This is a genomic window from Dinoroseobacter sp. S124A (assembly GCF_049801015.1).
Lineage (GTDB): Bacteria > Pseudomonadota > Alphaproteobacteria > Rhodobacterales > Rhodobacteraceae > Dinoroseobacter.
Genome location: NZ_JBNAGD010000005.1, coordinates 192,095 through 207,087, shown reverse-complemented (window position 1 = coordinate 207,087; position 14,993 = coordinate 192,095). Strand labels below are relative to the sequence as shown.

At 65.7% G+C, this 14,993-nt stretch carries 17 protein-coding genes; 13 read left to right on the top strand and 4 right to left on the bottom strand.

Annotated elements, in window-relative coordinates:
* Positions 1 to 87: 87 nt before the first annotated feature.
* The 6 genes from ACP15I_RS14070 (at position 88) to ACP15I_RS14045 (ending at position 5,614) form a co-directional block, all read left to right on the top strand.
* Positions 88 to 528 carry a hypothetical protein gene (locus ACP15I_RS14070; protein WP_424975577.1) on the top strand — a complete coding sequence of 147 codons (441 nt, stop codon included), beginning with the start codon at positions 88 to 90 and terminating at the stop codon, positions 526 to 528.
* A gap of 268 nt (positions 529 to 796) precedes the next feature.
* Entirely contained in the window at positions 797 to 1,084 is a 288-nt protein-coding gene (groES, locus tag ACP15I_RS14065; protein WP_424965161.1) for a co-chaperone GroES, read from the top strand.
* A 44-nt stretch (positions 1,085 to 1,128) separates the two neighbouring features.
* Complete coding sequence (gene groL / locus ACP15I_RS14060) at positions 1,129 to 2,772, top strand: chaperonin GroEL (RefSeq protein ID WP_424965160.1); 1,644 nt, start codon at positions 1,129 to 1,131, stop codon at positions 2,770 to 2,772.
* Positions 2,773 to 2,933: 161 nt separating this feature from the next.
* Positions 2,934 to 3,458, top strand: coding sequence for a GNAT family N-acetyltransferase (locus ACP15I_RS14055; protein ID WP_424965159.1), 525 nt, complete (start codon positions 2,934 to 2,936; stop codon positions 3,456 to 3,458).
* Between the two features lie 66 nt (positions 3,459 to 3,524).
* Positions 3,525 to 4,670 (top strand): alpha-D-ribose 1-methylphosphonate 5-triphosphate diphosphatase, encoded by a 1,146-nt coding sequence (locus ACP15I_RS14050; protein ID WP_424975576.1) that lies wholly within the window; start codon positions 3,525 to 3,527, stop codon positions 4,668 to 4,670.
* Positions 4,671 to 4,753: 83 nt separating this feature from the next.
* Positions 4,754 to 5,614 (top strand): DMT family transporter, encoded by an 861-nt coding sequence (locus ACP15I_RS14045; protein ID WP_424975575.1) that lies wholly within the window; start codon positions 4,754 to 4,756, stop codon positions 5,612 to 5,614.
* On the opposite strand, the gene ACP15I_RS14040 is transcribed toward ACP15I_RS14045, so the two are convergent.
* Positions 5,611 to 6,060, bottom strand: a complete 450-nt coding sequence (locus ACP15I_RS14040) for an NUDIX domain-containing protein (protein WP_424975574.1) — start codon at positions 6,058 to 6,060, stop codon at positions 5,611 to 5,613. The genes ACP15I_RS14045 and ACP15I_RS14040 overlap by 4 nt on opposite strands.
* Before the next feature lie 75 nt (positions 6,061 to 6,135).
* Here ACP15I_RS14040 and ACP15I_RS14035 point away from each other — a divergent pair, with 75 nt between their 5' ends.
* A complete protein-coding gene (locus ACP15I_RS14035) occupies positions 6,136 to 6,912 on the top strand; it encodes an esterase/lipase family protein (protein ID WP_424975573.1) in 777 nt (258 codons plus the stop codon).
* On the opposite strand, the gene ACP15I_RS14030 is transcribed toward ACP15I_RS14035, so the two are convergent.
* On the bottom strand, positions 6,909 to 7,862 hold the full coding sequence (locus ACP15I_RS14030; protein ID WP_424965154.1) for an ABC transporter ATP-binding protein: 954 nt from the start codon (positions 7,860 to 7,862) through the stop codon (positions 6,909 to 6,911). The two genes, ACP15I_RS14035 and ACP15I_RS14030, sit on opposite strands and share 4 nt — an antisense overlap.
* A 128-nt stretch (positions 7,863 to 7,990) precedes the next feature.
* Between ACP15I_RS14030 and ACP15I_RS14025 the strand changes: the two genes are divergently transcribed.
* From ACP15I_RS14025 to ACP15I_RS14005, 5 genes are all read left to right on the top strand, one after another.
* The gene (locus ACP15I_RS14025) at positions 7,991 to 8,179 is read left to right on the top strand and encodes a zinc-finger domain-containing protein (protein WP_424975572.1); all 189 of its coding nucleotides are present in this window, start codon (positions 7,991 to 7,993) and stop codon (positions 8,177 to 8,179) included.
* Between the two features lie 185 nt (positions 8,180 to 8,364).
* Complete coding sequence (gene trhA / locus ACP15I_RS14020) at positions 8,365 to 9,030, top strand: PAQR family membrane homeostasis protein TrhA (RefSeq protein ID WP_424965152.1); 666 nt, start codon at positions 8,365 to 8,367, stop codon at positions 9,028 to 9,030.
* A gap of 77 nt (positions 9,031 to 9,107) precedes the next feature.
* Positions 9,108 to 11,909, top strand: coding sequence for a DNA polymerase I (gene polA, locus ACP15I_RS14015; RefSeq protein ID WP_424975571.1), 2,802 nt, complete (start codon positions 9,108 to 9,110; stop codon positions 11,907 to 11,909).
* Between the two features lie 10 nt (positions 11,910 to 11,919).
* Positions 11,920 to 12,456, top strand: coding sequence for a pseudouridine synthase (locus ACP15I_RS14010; protein ID WP_424975570.1), 537 nt, complete (start codon positions 11,920 to 11,922; stop codon positions 12,454 to 12,456).
* Positions 12,443 to 13,009 (top strand): YdeI/OmpD-associated family protein, encoded by a 567-nt coding sequence (locus tag ACP15I_RS14005; RefSeq protein ID WP_424965149.1) that lies wholly within the window; start codon positions 12,443 to 12,445, stop codon positions 13,007 to 13,009. The genes ACP15I_RS14010 and ACP15I_RS14005 overlap by 14 nt, the downstream gene beginning before the upstream one ends.
* On the opposite strand, the gene ACP15I_RS14000 is transcribed toward ACP15I_RS14005, so the two are convergent.
* Positions 13,006 to 13,233 (bottom strand): DUF2798 domain-containing protein, encoded by a 228-nt coding sequence (locus ACP15I_RS14000; RefSeq protein WP_424965148.1) that lies wholly within the window; start codon positions 13,231 to 13,233, stop codon positions 13,006 to 13,008. The two genes, ACP15I_RS14005 and ACP15I_RS14000, sit on opposite strands and share 4 nt — an antisense overlap.
* 426 nt (positions 13,234 to 13,659) lie before the next feature.
* On the opposite strand from ACP15I_RS14000, the gene ACP15I_RS13995 reads away from it, so the two are divergent.
* Complete coding sequence (locus ACP15I_RS13995) at positions 13,660 to 14,361, top strand: hypothetical protein (RefSeq protein WP_424975569.1); 702 nt, start codon at positions 13,660 to 13,662, stop codon at positions 14,359 to 14,361.
* Between the two features lie 19 nt (positions 14,362 to 14,380).
* Here ACP15I_RS13995 and ACP15I_RS13990 read toward each other — a convergent pair whose 3' ends face one another.
* Positions 14,381 to 14,986, bottom strand: coding sequence for a DUF1285 domain-containing protein (locus ACP15I_RS13990; RefSeq protein WP_424975568.1), 606 nt, complete (start codon positions 14,984 to 14,986; stop codon positions 14,381 to 14,383).
* Between the last annotated feature and the right edge of the window lie 7 nt (positions 14,987 to 14,993).

Below are 14,993 nucleotides of genomic sequence, written 5' to 3'. Positions count from 1 at the left end.
GACTTTGCTTAGTTGACATTGTCCACTGCTTCAATAAAGGTAGACATTGTCCACTAACATGCCGCGCCAGTTCCGAATGAGGTCCCCATGACTGCTGCCAATCTGCCCCTGCCAAAGATCATTGCCGTGCTCTGGGTCATCTGGGGGGTGGTGCATGCCCTCGCCGGAGGGATCGTGCTGGGCAGTGATGCCAGCGGCGGTTTTCAGGCTGTCGCGGACGCCGTTGCGCCTGAGCTTTTGCAGGCAGAGTACCATCCGGCGGTCGGGGGGATCCTGCACCAGCATGGCTGGAACCTCGGCTGGTTCGGCGTGGCGACGGTGATTGGCGGCCTTCTGATATGGCGGGGCAACCGGACGGCGCTTTGGGTGACGGCCCTGATCGGCGGGCTGGCGGATCTTGGGTACTTCTTCTTCATGGACTTGCCGGGCTTCGTGCATTTTTTCCCTGGCACGCTCATGACCCTTATCTCGGGCAGCGCGATCCTGCTGAGCTGGCCCGTCTGGCGCGGTCAGGAACCGGCGGGCTGACGCGTCAGTCGCAGACATCCCTGCGGGGACCGGCCTTGATTGTGCCGGGTGCGATCCTCACATACGGCGAGACCAACGGCACGCGGCCTCCTCCTGAGGTGCGCGTGCCTTGCGCTCCTCTGCCGAGTTCCCGGCGTCATTTTTTCCCCTGATTCCCGTTGACACCCCCGTGAGCCATCTCTACCTACGCTGCGTTAGCACTCGCCACAGATGAGTGCTAACGGCCCGAAAGGGCCAGGGAGAAACACTGAGCGAAGGAGCCTCAGATATGGCATTCACTCCGCTACACGACCGTGTACTGGTCGAGCGCGTTGAGAGCGAAGAGAAAACCGCAGGCGGGCTGATCATCCCCGACAGCGCCAAAGAAAAGCCGGCCGAGGGCCTGGTTGTGGCCGTGGGCGCAGGCGCCAAGGACGAAGATGGCGACCGGATCGCCATGGACGTCAAGGAAGGCGACAAGATCCTGTTCGGCAAGTGGTCCGGCACCGAGGTGTCCGTCGACGGCAAAGACCTGCTGATCATGAAGGAAAGCGACATCCTCGGGATCATTTCCTGAGCCGCCGCTGACCCCCTCAACGAAATTCTATAGGAGCGAACACAATGGCTGCTAAAGACGTCAAGTTTGATACCGACGCCCGCAACCGCATGCTCAAAGGCGTGAACATTCTCGCCGACGCTGTGAAGGTGACCCTCGGCCCGAAAGGCCGCAACGTGGTTCTGGACAAGTCCTTCGGCGCGCCGCGCATCACCAAGGACGGTGTGTCTGTCGCCAAAGAGATCGAGCTGGAAGACAAGTTCGAGAACATGGGCGCGCAGATGGTGAAGGAAGTTGCTTCCCGCACCAATGACGAAGCCGGCGACGGCACCACCACCGCGACCGTGCTGGCTCAGGCCATCGTCAAGGAAGGCATGAAGTCGGTTGCCGCTGGCATGAACCCGATGGATCTCAAGCGCGGCGTCGACATGGCGACCACCAAGATCGTCGAGTCCATCAAGGCCGCGTCCCGCGAAGTTGCAGACAGCGCCGAGGTTGCGCAGGTCGGCACCATCTCCGCCAATGGCGAAGCCGAGATCGGCAACCAGATCGCCGACGCGATGCAGAAGGTCGGCAACGAGGGTGTCATCACCGTCGAAGAGAACAAGGGCCTCGAGACCGAGACCGATGTTGTCGAGGGCATGCAGTTCGACCGTGGCTACCTGAGCCCGTACTTCGTGACCAACCCCGACAAGATGACCACCGAGCTGGAAGACGCGATCATCCTGCTGCACGAGAAGAAGCTCTCGTCGCTGCAGCCGATGGTGCCGCTGCTCGAGTCGGTGATCCAGTCCGGCAAGCCGCTCCTGATCATCGCGGAAGACGTTGAAGGCGAAGCGCTGGCGACCCTCGTGGTCAACAAGCTGCGCGGCGGTCTGAAGATCGCAGCCGTCAAGGCACCGGGTTTCGGTGATCGCCGCAAGGCCATGCTGCAGGACATCGCGATCCTGACCGGCGGCCAGGTGATCTCCGAAGATCTGGGCATGAAGCTCGAGAACGTGACCATCGACATGCTGGGCACCGCCAAGCGCGTTTCCATCACCAAGGACGAGACCACCATCGTCGACGGTGCAGGCGCCAAGGCCGAGATCGAAGCGCGCGTCGCTCAGATCCGCAACCAGATCGAAGAGACCACGTCCGACTACGACCGTGAGAAGCTGCAGGAACGTGTGGCCAAGCTCGCCGGTGGTGTGGCTGTCATCCGCGTTGGCGGCATGACCGAGGTCGAAGTGAAAGAGCGCAAGGACCGTGTGGACGATGCTCTGAACGCGACCCGCGCAGCCGTGCAGGAAGGCGTTGTCGTCGGTGGTGGCGTGGCCCTCGTGCAGGCGGCCAAGGCGCTTGACGGTCTGTCCGGTGCGAACTCCGACCAGGACGCAGGCATCGCGATCGTCAAGAAGGCCATCGAAGCGCCCCTGCGCCAGATCGCCGAGAACGCCGGTGTGGACGGCGCTGTCGTGGCCGGCAAGGTCCGCGAGAGCGACGACACCGCCTTTGGCTTCAACGCTCAGACCGAAGAGTATGGCGACCTGTTTGCCTTCGGTGTGATCGACCCGGCCAAGGTTGTGCGGACCGCTTTGGAAGACGCAGCCTCCATCGCGGGTCTGCTGATCACCACCGAGGCCATGGTCGCTGACCTGCCCGCCAAGGAAGGCGCAGCTGCCGGCGGCGGCATGCCCGACATGGGCGGCATGGGCGGCATGATGTAAGCCACCCGGCTCACAACGAGATGCGAGAGGGGGCCTTCGGGTCCCCTTTTTGCGTTTGGGGCTCTGCGCCTCTGCGGGGCGTGACTGAAATTGTCGCGGAAACGGCAACAGGGCCGGAAAAAGGCTTGGCCTCTCGGCCAAATCCCGCGCAGAGTGAGGCGATGAACATCAACGCGCCGCCTCCGATCGAATACCGGCCAATCCGGGCCGACGACCACCGTGCGGTGTCGATTCTGGTGGATACGAGCTTCGAGGGGCCGGGCGAGTCGCGCCTGTTGCAGGCGCTGCGCGACGAGTCCGCGATGGAGCTTGAACTGGTCGCGATCGAGAAGGGTCATGTGATCGGCCATATCGCCTTTCCGCGTCTCATTACGCCCGAGGGCTGGATCGCGCTGGCCCCGCTGACGGTGCGCTCGGACAAGCGGAGACAGGGAGTGGGCGCGGCCCTCGTGCGCGAGGGGATCGACATGCTGCGCCAACGCCATGTGCCTGCGATCCTCGTGCTGGGCGATCCCTCCTATTACGAGCGTTTCGGCTTCTCGGTGAAAGGTGCGTCGCGTCTGTCCACCGCCTATCCGCGCAACAATCTGATGCTGCTGCCCTTCCAGCCCGGGCTGGGCGGTGAGCGGTTTGATGTACGCTATCCCACGGCATTCTTCCGGGGGCTGGGCGACAGCCGGTCCTGAGACCCGCCGCCGCGTCCCGGGCGAGGGGGCTTGCACCCGCCGTCTGCCCGGCGCATCACCCCGCCCATGTTATCGCTTCGGTTCCATAACGGTCTGATCCTCGATCCGCGCGCGGGTGCGCTTGAAACGCTCGCGATCTCGGACGGGCGGATCCTGTCGGACGCCCCCGGCCTGCGGGAGGTCGACCTGGAGGGCTACGCGCTCCTGCCCGGGCTGATCGATCTGCATGGGGACGGGTTCGAGCGGCATCTGGCCCCGCGCCGGGGCGCGCTGCGCACCACCGAAGAGGGCTTGCTCGCGCTCGATGCCGAGCTGGCGGCAGCGGGCATCACCACGGCGATCCTCGCCCAGTTCTGGTCCTGGGAAGGCGGGATGCGCAGCCCCGATTTCGCGCGCGAGCTTGCCCGGGCTCTGACCGCGACCGGGGACCGCCTGCGCACGGATATGCAGATCCAGCTGCGGCTCGAGACCCATATGATCGACGATTTCCCCGCGGTAGAGGCCTTCATCGCCGAGACGGGGATCCGCTATGTCGTGTTCAATGATCACCTGCCGCATCAGCGCTTGGCCGAGGGCCGCCGCCCGCCGCGCCTGACCGGGCAAGCGCTCAAGAGCGGGCGCAATCCGGAGGCCCATCTGCGGCTGATGCAGGACCTCCACGCCCGGAGCGCCGAAGTCCCCGCGCGGCTCGCCGCCTTGTCCCGCGCGCTGATCGCCCGGGGGGTGACCTTGGGCAGCCACGATGATCACAGCCCCGCCGATCGCCACGCGGCCCGGGCCATGGGGGTGCGCATTGCCGAGTTTCCCGAGACCGCAGAGGCCGCAGAGGCGGCGCGCGAACAGGGCGATCCGATCATTCTCGGCGCACCCAATGTGATGCGCGGCGCATCCCATGCGGGCAATGTCTCGGCCCGGGACCTGATTGCCGATGGGCTCTGCGATGCGCTGGTCTCGGACTACCATTATCCCTCGCTGAAGGCCGCCGCATTGGATCTCGCCGGTGGGGTGAGCCCGGCCCTCGCCCCGGTCTGGGACCGGGTCAGCGCGCGCCCGGCCGAGATGCTCGGCCTTTCGGATCGCGGAACACTGGCCCCGGGCCAGCGCGCGGATCTCGTGGTGCTGGATCAGGTGACGGGTCAGGTCGCGGCGAGCTTTTCCGGCGGTGTGGTCTCGTTTCTTGGCGGCGCCTTCGCCGAGCGGTTGCTGGGCTAGGCGCGGCCCGGTTTCACGCGGAGTTGCACGGCCGCCCGTGATCCGGCCTTGCCCGCCGCGCCGCCCCGTGATCTGGCTGGCCCATGACGTCTGCCACTGCCCCGCTTTCCGGCCCCCGCCTTTTTGCGCTTGTTGCCCTGACCATGACGGCCTTCGCCGCCAATTCCCTGTTGAACCGGGCCGCGCTGGCCGAGGCGGGGATCGGCCCGGCGGCCTTTGCCGCGATCCGGCTCGCGGCAGGTGCGCTCATGCTGGTGGTGCTCGCGCGGCGACGCGGGCCGCTGGGGCTGACCTCGCCCGGGCGCTGGATCGGTGTGCTGAGCCTGACCGCCTATATGCTGGGCTTTTCCTTTGCCTATCTCAGTCTGGATGCCGGGCTCGGGGCACTCATCCTCTTTGGCGGGGTGCAGATCACCATGTTCGCAGGTGCGCTTCTGGCGCGCGACACCGTGCCCTTGGCCCGCTGGCTGGGCGCGGGAATGGCGCTGGCCGGGCTTGCGCTCTTGCTGTGGCCGGGGGCGGTGGGGCGACCGGACCCGCTGGGACTTGGGCTGATGATGATCGCGGCAGTGGGCTGGGGGATCTATTCGCTGCACGGGCGGGGCAGTCGCGCGCCGCTGGCGGATACGGCGGCGAACTTCCTGCTGGCTTTGCCACTGGGCCTCTTGGCTTGGCTGGTCTGGGCGAGCTCCGATCCGCTCACGCTGCCGGGCGTGGTGCTGGCGGTGGTCTCGGGAGCCCTGACCTCGGGGCTGGGCTATGCGCTGTGGTACGCGGTGCTGCCCTCGCTCGGGGCGACGCGGGCGGCGGTGGCGCAGCTTACCGTGCCGATCATCGCCGCATTGGGCGGGCTGATCCTGCTGGGCGAGGCGGTGACATGGCTCACCGGTCTTGCGACGCTGCTGGTGCTGGGCGGCGTGGCGATCTCCCTGCGCAAGGCCTAGCGGACAATCGGCTCCAGCGGATCATAGAGCACGCCCGTGCCCCAGGCCGCCGCGGCAAGGCTGTCGGGTTTCACGCGCAGCCTGCCCATTTCGGCCCGGGTCACGAAACGTCGCTCGGTCACGATACCCTCGGGATCGCGCCAGTCCGGGTCGATCTGACCGGCGGTGATTGTCGCGCGAAAGTACAGATCCACCTGATGAAAGCTGCCCGCGGGATCGTGGAACTCGTTGACCAGACAGGGCGCGCCCACGGCGATGCGCAGGCCGGTCTCCTCATGCACTTCGCGGATCAGGTTCTCGGGCAGAGAGCTGCCCCGCTCCACCCCGCCACCGGGCGCGCACCACAGGTCGCTGCGCCCACCCGGATAGGCATTCACCAGCAAGAGATGCTGCTGCGCGTCGAGGATCAGGGCACGCACGGCCAGTCTGGGGGAGCTTGGGGGCATCCTGCCACAGTGTCGTTGCGTCCCGTCCTTGGCAAGCCTCTCGCCTTGGCCGGACCGGGCGGATAACCTGCGGCCATGCGTGCCCTGATCCTTGCTGCCCTGTCTTGCGCCCTTCTGTCCCAACCTGCCAGCGCGGCCTGTATCGTCCTGCTGCATGGGCTGGCGCGCAGCGATGCGTCTTTCACGGTTATGGAGGTCGTCCTCAGCGGGCTGGGTCACAAGGTGATCACGCCGGACTATGCCTCCACCGAGGCGACGGTGGAAACCCTCGCGGCGCAGGTCGTCCCCGAAGCACTGGCGGGCTGCGCGCCCCGCGCTGCCGATGTGGTGGCCCATTCCATGGGGGGGATCCTGTTGCGGGCCCATGCGGCGGAGGCCGGGCCCGAGGGGATCGGCCGCGTGGTGATGCTGGGCCCGCCCAATCAGGGATCGGAACTGGTGGATGAGCTGGGCGACTGGGCGCTGTTCCAGTGGGTGAACGGACCCGCAGGGCGCCAGCTCGGGACGGGGCCGGACTCGGTGCCCAACCGGCTCGGGCCGGTGCCCTTCGAGACGGGCGTGATCGCCGGCACGAGCAGCCTCAACCCGCTCTTTTCACAGGTCCTGCCCGGTGAGGATGACGGCAAGGTCTCGGTCGCGCGGACCCGGGTGGCGGGCATGGCCGATCACATCACCTTGCCGGTGACCCATACGCTGATGATGAACGATCCCAAGGTGATCGCCCAATCGGTCGCTTTTCTCGAGACGGGCGCCTTCGCGCCTGAGATGGATTATGCCGAGGCGGTGCGGCGGCTCTTCAACGCTTCGGATCTGGCAGCCCGGCTCGAGGGGCGCGAGACCGGGGCCGACTAGGCCGCGTCCGCGCTGCGCGTGAGCGCCACGAAGACATCTTCGAGATCGGGCTCTTCCGTGGCCAGCTCGCGAATATGGATCTGTGCATGGCGCACGGCCTCGAGGATCGTCTCGACCGAGATCTGCCCGCGCCGATAGGCAAAGCAGAGCGTGCCGTCCGGGCGGATCTGCCCCTGCACGCCCGGGATCTCTGGCAGCGGGCCTGAAACGGGCGCCTCGGGTGTGATCACAAGCGTCTTGGCATCGAGCCGCCCCAGCAGGTTCGCTGTCTTGTCCTGGGCGATCTTTTCGCCGTGGTTGATGATCGCGATCTCGTCGCACATCTCTTCGGCCTCTTCGAGGTAATGGGTTGTCAGGATGATCGTCATCCCCTCCTCGTTGAGCTTGCGCACATTGCGCCACAGCATCTGGCGCAGTTCGATATCGACCCCGGCGGTCGGCTCGTCCAGAACCAGCACATGGGGCGTATGGACCAGCGCTTTGCCCAGCAAGAGCCGCCGCCGCATCCCCCCCGAAAGCGAGCGCGAATAGGCGTCCGCCTTGTCGCTCAGCCCGATCAGCGCGAGGATCTCATCGGTGCGCCACTCGCTGCGCGGCACCCCGTAGAGCCCGCTCTGCATGTCGAGCGCGCCGCGCGGAGTGAAGAACGGATCCAGGTTCAGCTCTTGCGGCATCACCCCGATCGCGGCCCGGCTCTGGCGCGGGTTCACATCCTGATCAAACCCCCAGATCCGCACCTGACCTTCGGTCTTGCGCACGAGCCCGGCGAGGATGTTGATCAGAGTCGATTTGCCCGCCCCATTCGGCCCCAGCAGGCCAAAGATCGACCCGGCCGGGATCGTCAGATCCACGCCCTTCAGCGCGTCCTTGGGGGGCTGGCCATTGGCCGCGCCATAGGTTTTGCGTAATCCGGTGATCTCGATCGCCGCCGCGGAACTTTGATGTGACATGGCGTCCCCCCGTGCGCCTCTGGGCCCCAAGCTCTTGTTCGGGGCGGGACAAGGCGTATGATGCGCCCGACCTAGGGGTGCGCGCGCTCCGAGGCAAGACTTTGTGATCTTATCGACGGAGCCATCCCATGCCCACCGCTGTCCCCGAGACCAAAATCGTGACCGATTGGCGGATCGCCTGTGATGGGGGCGAGGGCGCGCTGGGCCATCCACGCGTCTGGCTCCAGATCCCCGAAGAGCATGGCTGGGTCGAGTGCCCCTATTGCGATGCGCGCTACATCCACAAGGATTTCGAAGGCAAGATCGCCGTCGACTGAGGCTTGCCGGATTTAGGGTGCCGGGTTCGCTGGCCTGCTGCCGGGCCTCCGGACGGGGCTGGTGCGGGCCAAGGGCCGACGACCTTTTGCGACATGGCCGTTCGGACTGGGCAAACCCCTGCCGCCGGGGCGGGTTCCGTGCGGTTAACCCGGTGTGAGGGGATAATCATGCTATGATTTCCCCCATGACTCACTACCGAGATCCCGAGCGGCCCTATACCCGCGCCGAACGCATCAGCGATGCGGTGGTGCATCTCGGCGCGCTGGGGGCGGCCCTCGCGGCGGTTCCGGTGCTGATCACCCTGGCCGCCGTGTGGAAGCTGGGCGCGGGTCCGATCACCGGGCTGGCGATCTATGGCGGCAGCCTGATCGCGATGCTCTTTTGCTCGTTCCTTTACAATCACGTGCCGCGCCCGGACTGGGTGGTGCGGCTGCGCGCGCTCGATCAGGGGGCGATTTTCGTCAAGATTGCCGGGACCTATACGCCCTTCGCGCTTTTGTCGGGGACGGGGTTCGGACTGCTCACCGCGATCTGGAGCGGGGCGGCCTTTGGCGTGGTTCTGTCGAGCCTGCGCCGCCATCGCTCGGTGCTGCCTTCGGCGTTGCTCTGTCTCGGGCTCGGATGGGCGATTGTCGTGGGGGGGCAGGGGCTTTTGGCGACACTCTCGGGGCCGGTGGTGATGCTGATGGTGGCGGGGGGGCTTCTCTATTCCGTCGGGGTGCCGTTTCTGCTGGCCACGCGCATGCGGTTCCACAACACGATCTGGCATGGCTTCGTGGTCACCGCCAGCGTGCTCTATTTCATCGCGATTTTCATCCATATGACCCAGACCGCGCTGCCACCGGCCTGAACTGGCCGCTGACCCCTCGCCAATCCCGGTGCAAGGCTATATCGCTGGGAACGCGACGCGAGACCTGGGGGGCGGCCATGGCATTTGGCAAGGGACATCATCTGCATCTGATCGACGGATCGGCGTTCATTTTCCGCGCCTATCACGCGCTGCCGCCGCTGACGCGGAAATCCGACGGCCTGCCGATCGGGGCAGTGTCGGGGTTCTGCAACATGCTGCAGCGCTATGTGGAGGGCAATACCGGCTCGGACGCGCCGACCCATGTGGCGGTGATCTTCGACAAGGGCAGCCATACCTTCCGCAACGACCTTTATGATCAGTACAAGGCCAATCGCGAGGCGATGCCCGAGGATCTGCGCCCGCAGATCCCCCTGACCCGGACCGCGACCGAGGCCTTCAACATCGCCTGCAAAGAGATGGAGGGGTTCGAGGCCGATGACATCATCGCCACCCTTGCTGTGCAGGCGCGCGAGGCCGGGGGGCGCTGCACGATCATCAGTTCCGACAAGGACCTGATGCAGCTCGTGGGCGGCGGGGTCGAGATGCTCGACGCGATGAAGAACAAGACCATCGATGTGGACGGGGTGCATGAGAAATTCGGCGTCGGACCCGAGCGCGTGGTCGATGTGCAGGCGCTCGCCGGGGATTCCGTGGACAACGTGCCCGGCGCGCCGGGGATCGGGATCAAGACCGCGGCCCTGCTGATCAACGAGTATGGCTCGCTCGAAGACCTGCTCGACCGCGCCGAGGAGATCAAGCAGCCCAAGCGCCGCCAGACCCTGATCGAACACCGCGCCCAGATCGAGTTGTCAAAGAAGCTCGTGCAGCTCGATTGCGAGATGGAACTGGGCTTCACGCTCGATGATCTGGAGGTGCGAGATCCGGAGCCCGAAACCCTGCTGGGTTTTCTGGCGGAGATGGAGTTCCGCACGCTGACCAAGCGGATCTCGGCGACACTGGGGGTCGAGGCCCCCGCCGTGCCCGAGCCCGTGGCCGCGTCTGCCGAGGCAGACGCGGTGGACCTGCCCCCGCTCGACCCCAGCGCCTATGAGACCATTCGGGATGCCGCCGCGCTGTCCGCGTGGATCGAGACGATCCACGCCCGTGGCTATGTGGCGGTGGACACCGAGACCACGGGGCTCAACGAGATGCGCGCGGATCTGGTGGGCATTTGCCTCTGCGTGGAGCCGGGCAAGGCGGCCTATCTGCCCCTGACCCACAAGGATGGCGGGGGCGAGACGGATCTGTTCTCGTCGGAGCCGAAGCTGGCCGAGGGCCAGATGGATTTCGACGAGGCGCTCGCGCTTCTGAAGCCGGTTCTGGAGGATCCCGCGATCCTCAAGATCGGCCAGAACATGAAATATGACGCCAAGATCCTGGCCCGGAACGGGATCTCGGTCGCGCCCATCGATGACACGATGCTGCTGAGCTACGCGCTCCATGCGGGGCTGCACAATCACGGCATGGACGCTTTGTCCGAGCGCTATCTCGACCACACACCGATCCCGATCAAGACCCTGCTGGGCACGGGCAAATCCGCGATCACTTTCGATTTCGTCCCCATCGACGAGGCCGCGAAATACGCCGCCGAGGATGCCGAGATTACTCTGCGGCTCTGGCAGCTTTTGAAGCCGCGCCTGCATGTGGCGCAGGTCACCAAGGTCTACGAGCGGATGGAGCGGCCCATGGTGCCGGTCCTCGCCGAGATGGAGATGCATGGGATCAAGGTCGACCGCGATACGCTCAGCCGGATGTCCAATGCCTTTGCCCAGAAGATGGCCGGGCTTGAGGCGGAGATCCACGAGCTTGCGGGCGAAAGCTTCAATGTGGGCAGCCCCGCGCAGCTTGGCGATATCCTGTTCGAAAAGATGGGGTTCGAGGGCGGCAAAAAGGGCAAGTCTGGCAAGTACTCGACCCCGGCGGATGTGCTTGAGGATCTGGCGACCGAGCATGACCTGCCGCGCCGGGTGCTCGACTGGCGTCAGCTCAGCAAGCTGAAATCGACCTATACGGACGCGCTGCAGGACCATATCAACCCCGAGACGGGGCGGGTGCATACCTCTTACTCGATTGCCGGGGCGAATACCGGGCGTCTGGCCTCGACTGACCCGAACCTGCAGAACATCCCCGTCCGCTCCGAGGAAGGACGCCGGATCCGCGAAGCGTTCGTGGCCGAGGCGGGCAATGTGCTGGTCAGCCTCGATTATTCCCAGATCGAGCTCAGGATCCTCGCCCATATCGCCGGGATCGACGCGCTGAAAACCGCGTTCCGCGATGGGCTCGACATTCATGCAATGACCGCGTCGGAGATGTTCGACGTGCCGCTCGACGAGATGACACCCGAGATCCGCCGACAGGCCAAGGCGATCAATTTCGGGGTGATCTACGGCATCTCGGGCTTCGGCCTCGCGCGCAATCTGCGCATCCCGCGCGGCGAGGCGCAGGCCTTCATCGACACCTATTTCGAGCGTTTCCCGGGGATCCGCGCCTATATGGACGACACGGTCGCCTTCGCGAAAGAGAACAAATTCGTCCAGACCCTGTTCGGGCGCAAGATCCACACGCCCGAGATTGGCGCGCGCGGCCCGCAGGCCGGCTTCGCCAAGCGCGCGGCGATCAACGCGCCGATCCAGGGCACGGCGGCGGACATTATCCGCCGGGCCATGGTGCGCATGCCGGGTGCCATCGCGGATCTGCCCGCCCGGATGCTCTTGCAGGTCCATGACGAACTGATCTTCGAGGTCGCCGAGGAGGCTGTGGAAACGGTCATCCCCGTGGTGCGCGACATCATGGAAGGCGCGGCAGAGCCGGTCGTACGGCTCGACGTGCCGCTGACCGTGGATGCAGGGCAGGGGGCGAGCTGGGCCGAGGCGCATTAGGTCGCGCGTCATGCTGATCGCCTTCAACAAGCCGATGAACGTCCTGTCGCAATTCACACCCGAGGGGCAGTGGCGCGGGTTGAAGGACTGGATCGACCTGCCCGGCGTCTATGCGGCCGGGCGGCTGGACCGCGACAGCGAGGGGCTGCTCCTGCTGACGGATAATGGCAAGCTGCAGGCGCGGATCACCCAGCCGCGCGCCAAGATGCCCAAGACCTATTACGCGCTGGTCGAGGGGGCCCCCGGGCCCGACGCGTTGGAGCGTTTGCGCCGGGGCGTGACTCTCAAGGATGGGCCGACCCGCCCGGCCAAGGTGGCGCAAGTGCCGGAGCCGGACTGGCTCTGGCCCCGGGACCCGCCCGTGCGCGTTCGAAAAACCGTGCCCGATGCTTGGCTGCGGCTGACGATCACGGAAGGGAAGAACCGGCAGGTGCGGCGCATGTGTGCCGCTGTGGGGCTGCCCTGCCTGCGTCTGATCCGAACCCAGATCGGCGCGTGGCAGCTGGACGGTCTGGCCCCCGGTGAGTGGCGCCATGAGCAGTCTTGAAGAGATTGAGATCCGCAGCCGCGCGGATCTGCGCGACTGGCTCGCGGCCCATCACGGGCAAACGGCGTCGGTCTGGATGATCACCTACAAGAAGCACACGGACCACTATCTCAGCTATGACGCGGCGATTGACGAGCTGCTCTGCTGGGGTTGGGTGGATTCCGTCACCGGGCGCGTGGACGCGGACCGGGCCAAGCTGCGCATCAGCCCGCGCAATCCGAAATCCGCCTGGTCGCGGGTCAACAAGGAGAAGGTCGCGCGACTGCGCGCCGCCGGTCTTATGCAGCCCCCGGGCGAGGCGGTGATCGCGCAGGCCGAGGCGAATGGCATGTGGGTCTTTCTCGACGATGTGGAGCGGTTGGAGCGCCCCGAGGATCTGGACGCGGCCCTGGGGGATCTTGTCTCGGTCTGGGAGGCTTGGCCTCGCTCAGTCAAGCGCGGCACGCTGGAATGGATCAAGACTGCGAAGACCGCGCCGACCCGCGCGAAACGCATCTCGGATGTGACCCAAAGCGCGGCAGCGGGCCTGCGCCCGAGCCCCTTCCGCCGCTAGCCCTGCGTGGTCAGGCGCGCCACGAGTTTGCGCGCGAGCGGACCTGCGAACAGAGCGCTGGGAAAGGCCACGGCCCAGGCAAAAAGCCACGCGTTCAACCAGAGCCCGACAAAGCCCGGCGGCATCCCGAGGGCCTTGAAGGTCACTACGCCCGACACGATCAGCGACATCACGCCTGACAGGATCAGGGCAAAGAGATAAGGGGCAAATCGGGCAGGCAGCATCGCGGCACTCTCGCGCAAGGGGCAGATGCGCGGGGTCTAACGCGTCCGCCCCGCCGCGTCAGCGACAAAGTCCCCGAAGGGCCCGTCCCCTGGTGAAAAACCGACCGCATGCCGCCATCGGTCGCGGGAGGGAGCGGTACAGACCCACGTTCATTGTGCCATCCGACCCCTGCAGCTGCCAGTGGACCCGGACGTCGCCGTGACGGACGTCCTGCGCTGCGAAGACAATGCCCGCACGCCATCGTCGCCGTGCATGCTGTGCCAGCAGGTTGCTCCGGATCTGGGCCGGTCATGTTGCGCAGCTCCCCCCGATCACAACGCCCGTGGCTAGGGTCTGAGGTGATCCGCCAACGCGACTAGGCAGGTCGCCGAGGTCGTGTTAACCTTTTGCGGTATGATGTATTCTCAGTTACGGAGTTCAATTTCATGTTCTTGAAATCTCTTGTTTTTACTGGCGCACTTCTGGCCGCTGGTGCGGCTCAGGCCGTGCCCTTGCTGCCGGGGACAACCCTCGATCAACTGGCCTATTTCGATACGGGCAAGGTCGTTGCCGGGGACCCGGATTTTCTGGGGACCCAAGTCGCCTCGGGATCTGTGTCGGCGACCGAGCAGCGCGACGGGTTCAGCGGGGGCGGGGTCGTCGATGACCTCTACACCGTGACCGGTCAGATCAATTTCGCCGTCTTCGAGACCAGCTCGGGCCATACCACCTTTGGCTACGATTTCCGGTCGATCGATGACAGCCTTGCCGGGCTCCTGAATGGCGCGCGTGTGTTCAGCGTTTCCGGCTTTGCCGGTTTTGAGGTGGATGTGGGCTGGATCCTCGACTTCGATCCCTACGTGCCCCTGATCGAGCGGTCGGCGGATGGTGATACCATCACGGTCACCTACCTGGATCCTCGCGACACTCAGAGTGATCTCATTGAGACGATCCTGTTCAAGACGGATGCGGATACCTTCGATCTGATGGGAGAGGGCGAGGTCGTGATCGAGATCGACAGCTTCGGCGATACCACGCGCAGTCTGAGCGGGTTGCCGCAACCGGCGGTCATCCCCTTGCCGATGAGCGGGCTCTTGCTGCTCTGCGCGCTGGGCGGGCTCGGCCTGAGCCGCCGTCGCGCGGCCTGACACCACAGGGCAGGGCGCGTCAGACGCCCTGCAACTCCGCCGCCGGGATCATGGGGAAAAACACACCCTCCGAGCGCAGACCGAACCATTCGGTGCCCTCGATCTCGGCGGTCTCACCCAATTCCACCAATCTATAGAAGCTCTTGCGGTCGATCAGCGCCTCGAGCCCACGGCGGATATGGATATAGGGCGCCGGTTCGCCCGTCCCCGGGTCGCGGCTGACACGGATCGGGTTCTCGACCCCGGCGCGGCTGGTATCGCCCACCTGGGTGGTGAAGGTCAGCACCTGCGCGCCGTCTTCCTCGCTGACCTCGAAATCCGTGGCCACGAAGGGCGCGTCCTCGACCGTGATCCCGACTTTCTCGACCGGGGTGACGAGGAAGTATTTGCCGTCTTCCAGCTTGAGGATCGACGAGAAGAGCCGCACCAGCGGCGCCCGGCTGATCGGCGAACCCTGATAGGACCAGTTGCCATCCCGGGCGATGTGGATATCCAGGTCGCCGCAGAAGGGCGGGTTCCACAGATGCACGGGCGGCGGGCCCTGTTTCGAGGCGGCCTGAGCCGAGACGGCGAGGTCATCCGCGGTCGGGGTCACGATGTTTTGTGCGCTCATAGTTTTTGCCATTTGTCAG

What these genes read in the sequence shown, in the direction of transcription:
- ACP15I_RS14070 (WP_424975577.1), top strand. Translation starts at nt 88, where the DNA reads ATGACTGCTGCCAATCTGCCCCTGCCAAAGATCATTGCCGTGCTCTGG.
- groES (WP_424965161.1), top strand. Translation starts at nt 797, where the DNA reads ATGGCATTCACTCCGCTACACGACCGTGTACTGGTCGAGCGCGTTGAG.
- groL (WP_424965160.1), top strand. Translation starts at nt 1,129, where the DNA reads ATGGCTGCTAAAGACGTCAAGTTTGATACCGACGCCCGCAACCGCATG.
- ACP15I_RS14055 (WP_424965159.1), top strand. Translation starts at nt 2,934, where the DNA reads ATGAACATCAACGCGCCGCCTCCGATCGAATACCGGCCAATCCGGGCC.
- ACP15I_RS14050 (WP_424975576.1), top strand. Translation starts at nt 3,525, where the DNA reads ATGTTATCGCTTCGGTTCCATAACGGTCTGATCCTCGATCCGCGCGCG.
- ACP15I_RS14045 (WP_424975575.1), top strand. Translation starts at nt 4,754, where the DNA reads ATGACGTCTGCCACTGCCCCGCTTTCCGGCCCCCGCCTTTTTGCGCTT.
- ACP15I_RS14040 (WP_424975574.1), bottom strand. Translation starts at nt 6,060, where the DNA reads ATGCCCCCAAGCTCCCCCAGACTGGCCGTGCGTGCCCTGATCCTCGAC.
- ACP15I_RS14035 (WP_424975573.1), top strand. Translation starts at nt 6,136, where the DNA reads ATGCGTGCCCTGATCCTTGCTGCCCTGTCTTGCGCCCTTCTGTCCCAA.
- ACP15I_RS14030 (WP_424965154.1), bottom strand. Translation starts at nt 7,862, where the DNA reads ATGTCACATCAAAGTTCCGCGGCGGCGATCGAGATCACCGGATTACGC.
- ACP15I_RS14025 (WP_424975572.1), top strand. Translation starts at nt 7,991, where the DNA reads ATGCCCACCGCTGTCCCCGAGACCAAAATCGTGACCGATTGGCGGATC.
- trhA (WP_424965152.1), top strand. Translation starts at nt 8,365, where the DNA reads ATGACTCACTACCGAGATCCCGAGCGGCCCTATACCCGCGCCGAACGC.
- polA (WP_424975571.1), top strand. Translation starts at nt 9,108, where the DNA reads ATGGCATTTGGCAAGGGACATCATCTGCATCTGATCGACGGATCGGCG.
- ACP15I_RS14010 (WP_424975570.1), top strand. Translation starts at nt 11,920, where the DNA reads ATGCTGATCGCCTTCAACAAGCCGATGAACGTCCTGTCGCAATTCACA.
- ACP15I_RS14005 (WP_424965149.1), top strand. Translation starts at nt 12,443, where the DNA reads ATGAGCAGTCTTGAAGAGATTGAGATCCGCAGCCGCGCGGATCTGCGC.
- ACP15I_RS14000 (WP_424965148.1), bottom strand. Translation starts at nt 13,233, where the DNA reads ATGCTGCCTGCCCGATTTGCCCCTTATCTCTTTGCCCTGATCCTGTCA.
- ACP15I_RS13995 (WP_424975569.1), top strand. Translation starts at nt 13,660, where the DNA reads ATGTTCTTGAAATCTCTTGTTTTTACTGGCGCACTTCTGGCCGCTGGT.
- ACP15I_RS13990 (WP_424975568.1), bottom strand. Translation starts at nt 14,986, where the DNA reads ATGGCAAAAACTATGAGCGCACAAAACATCGTGACCCCGACCGCGGAT.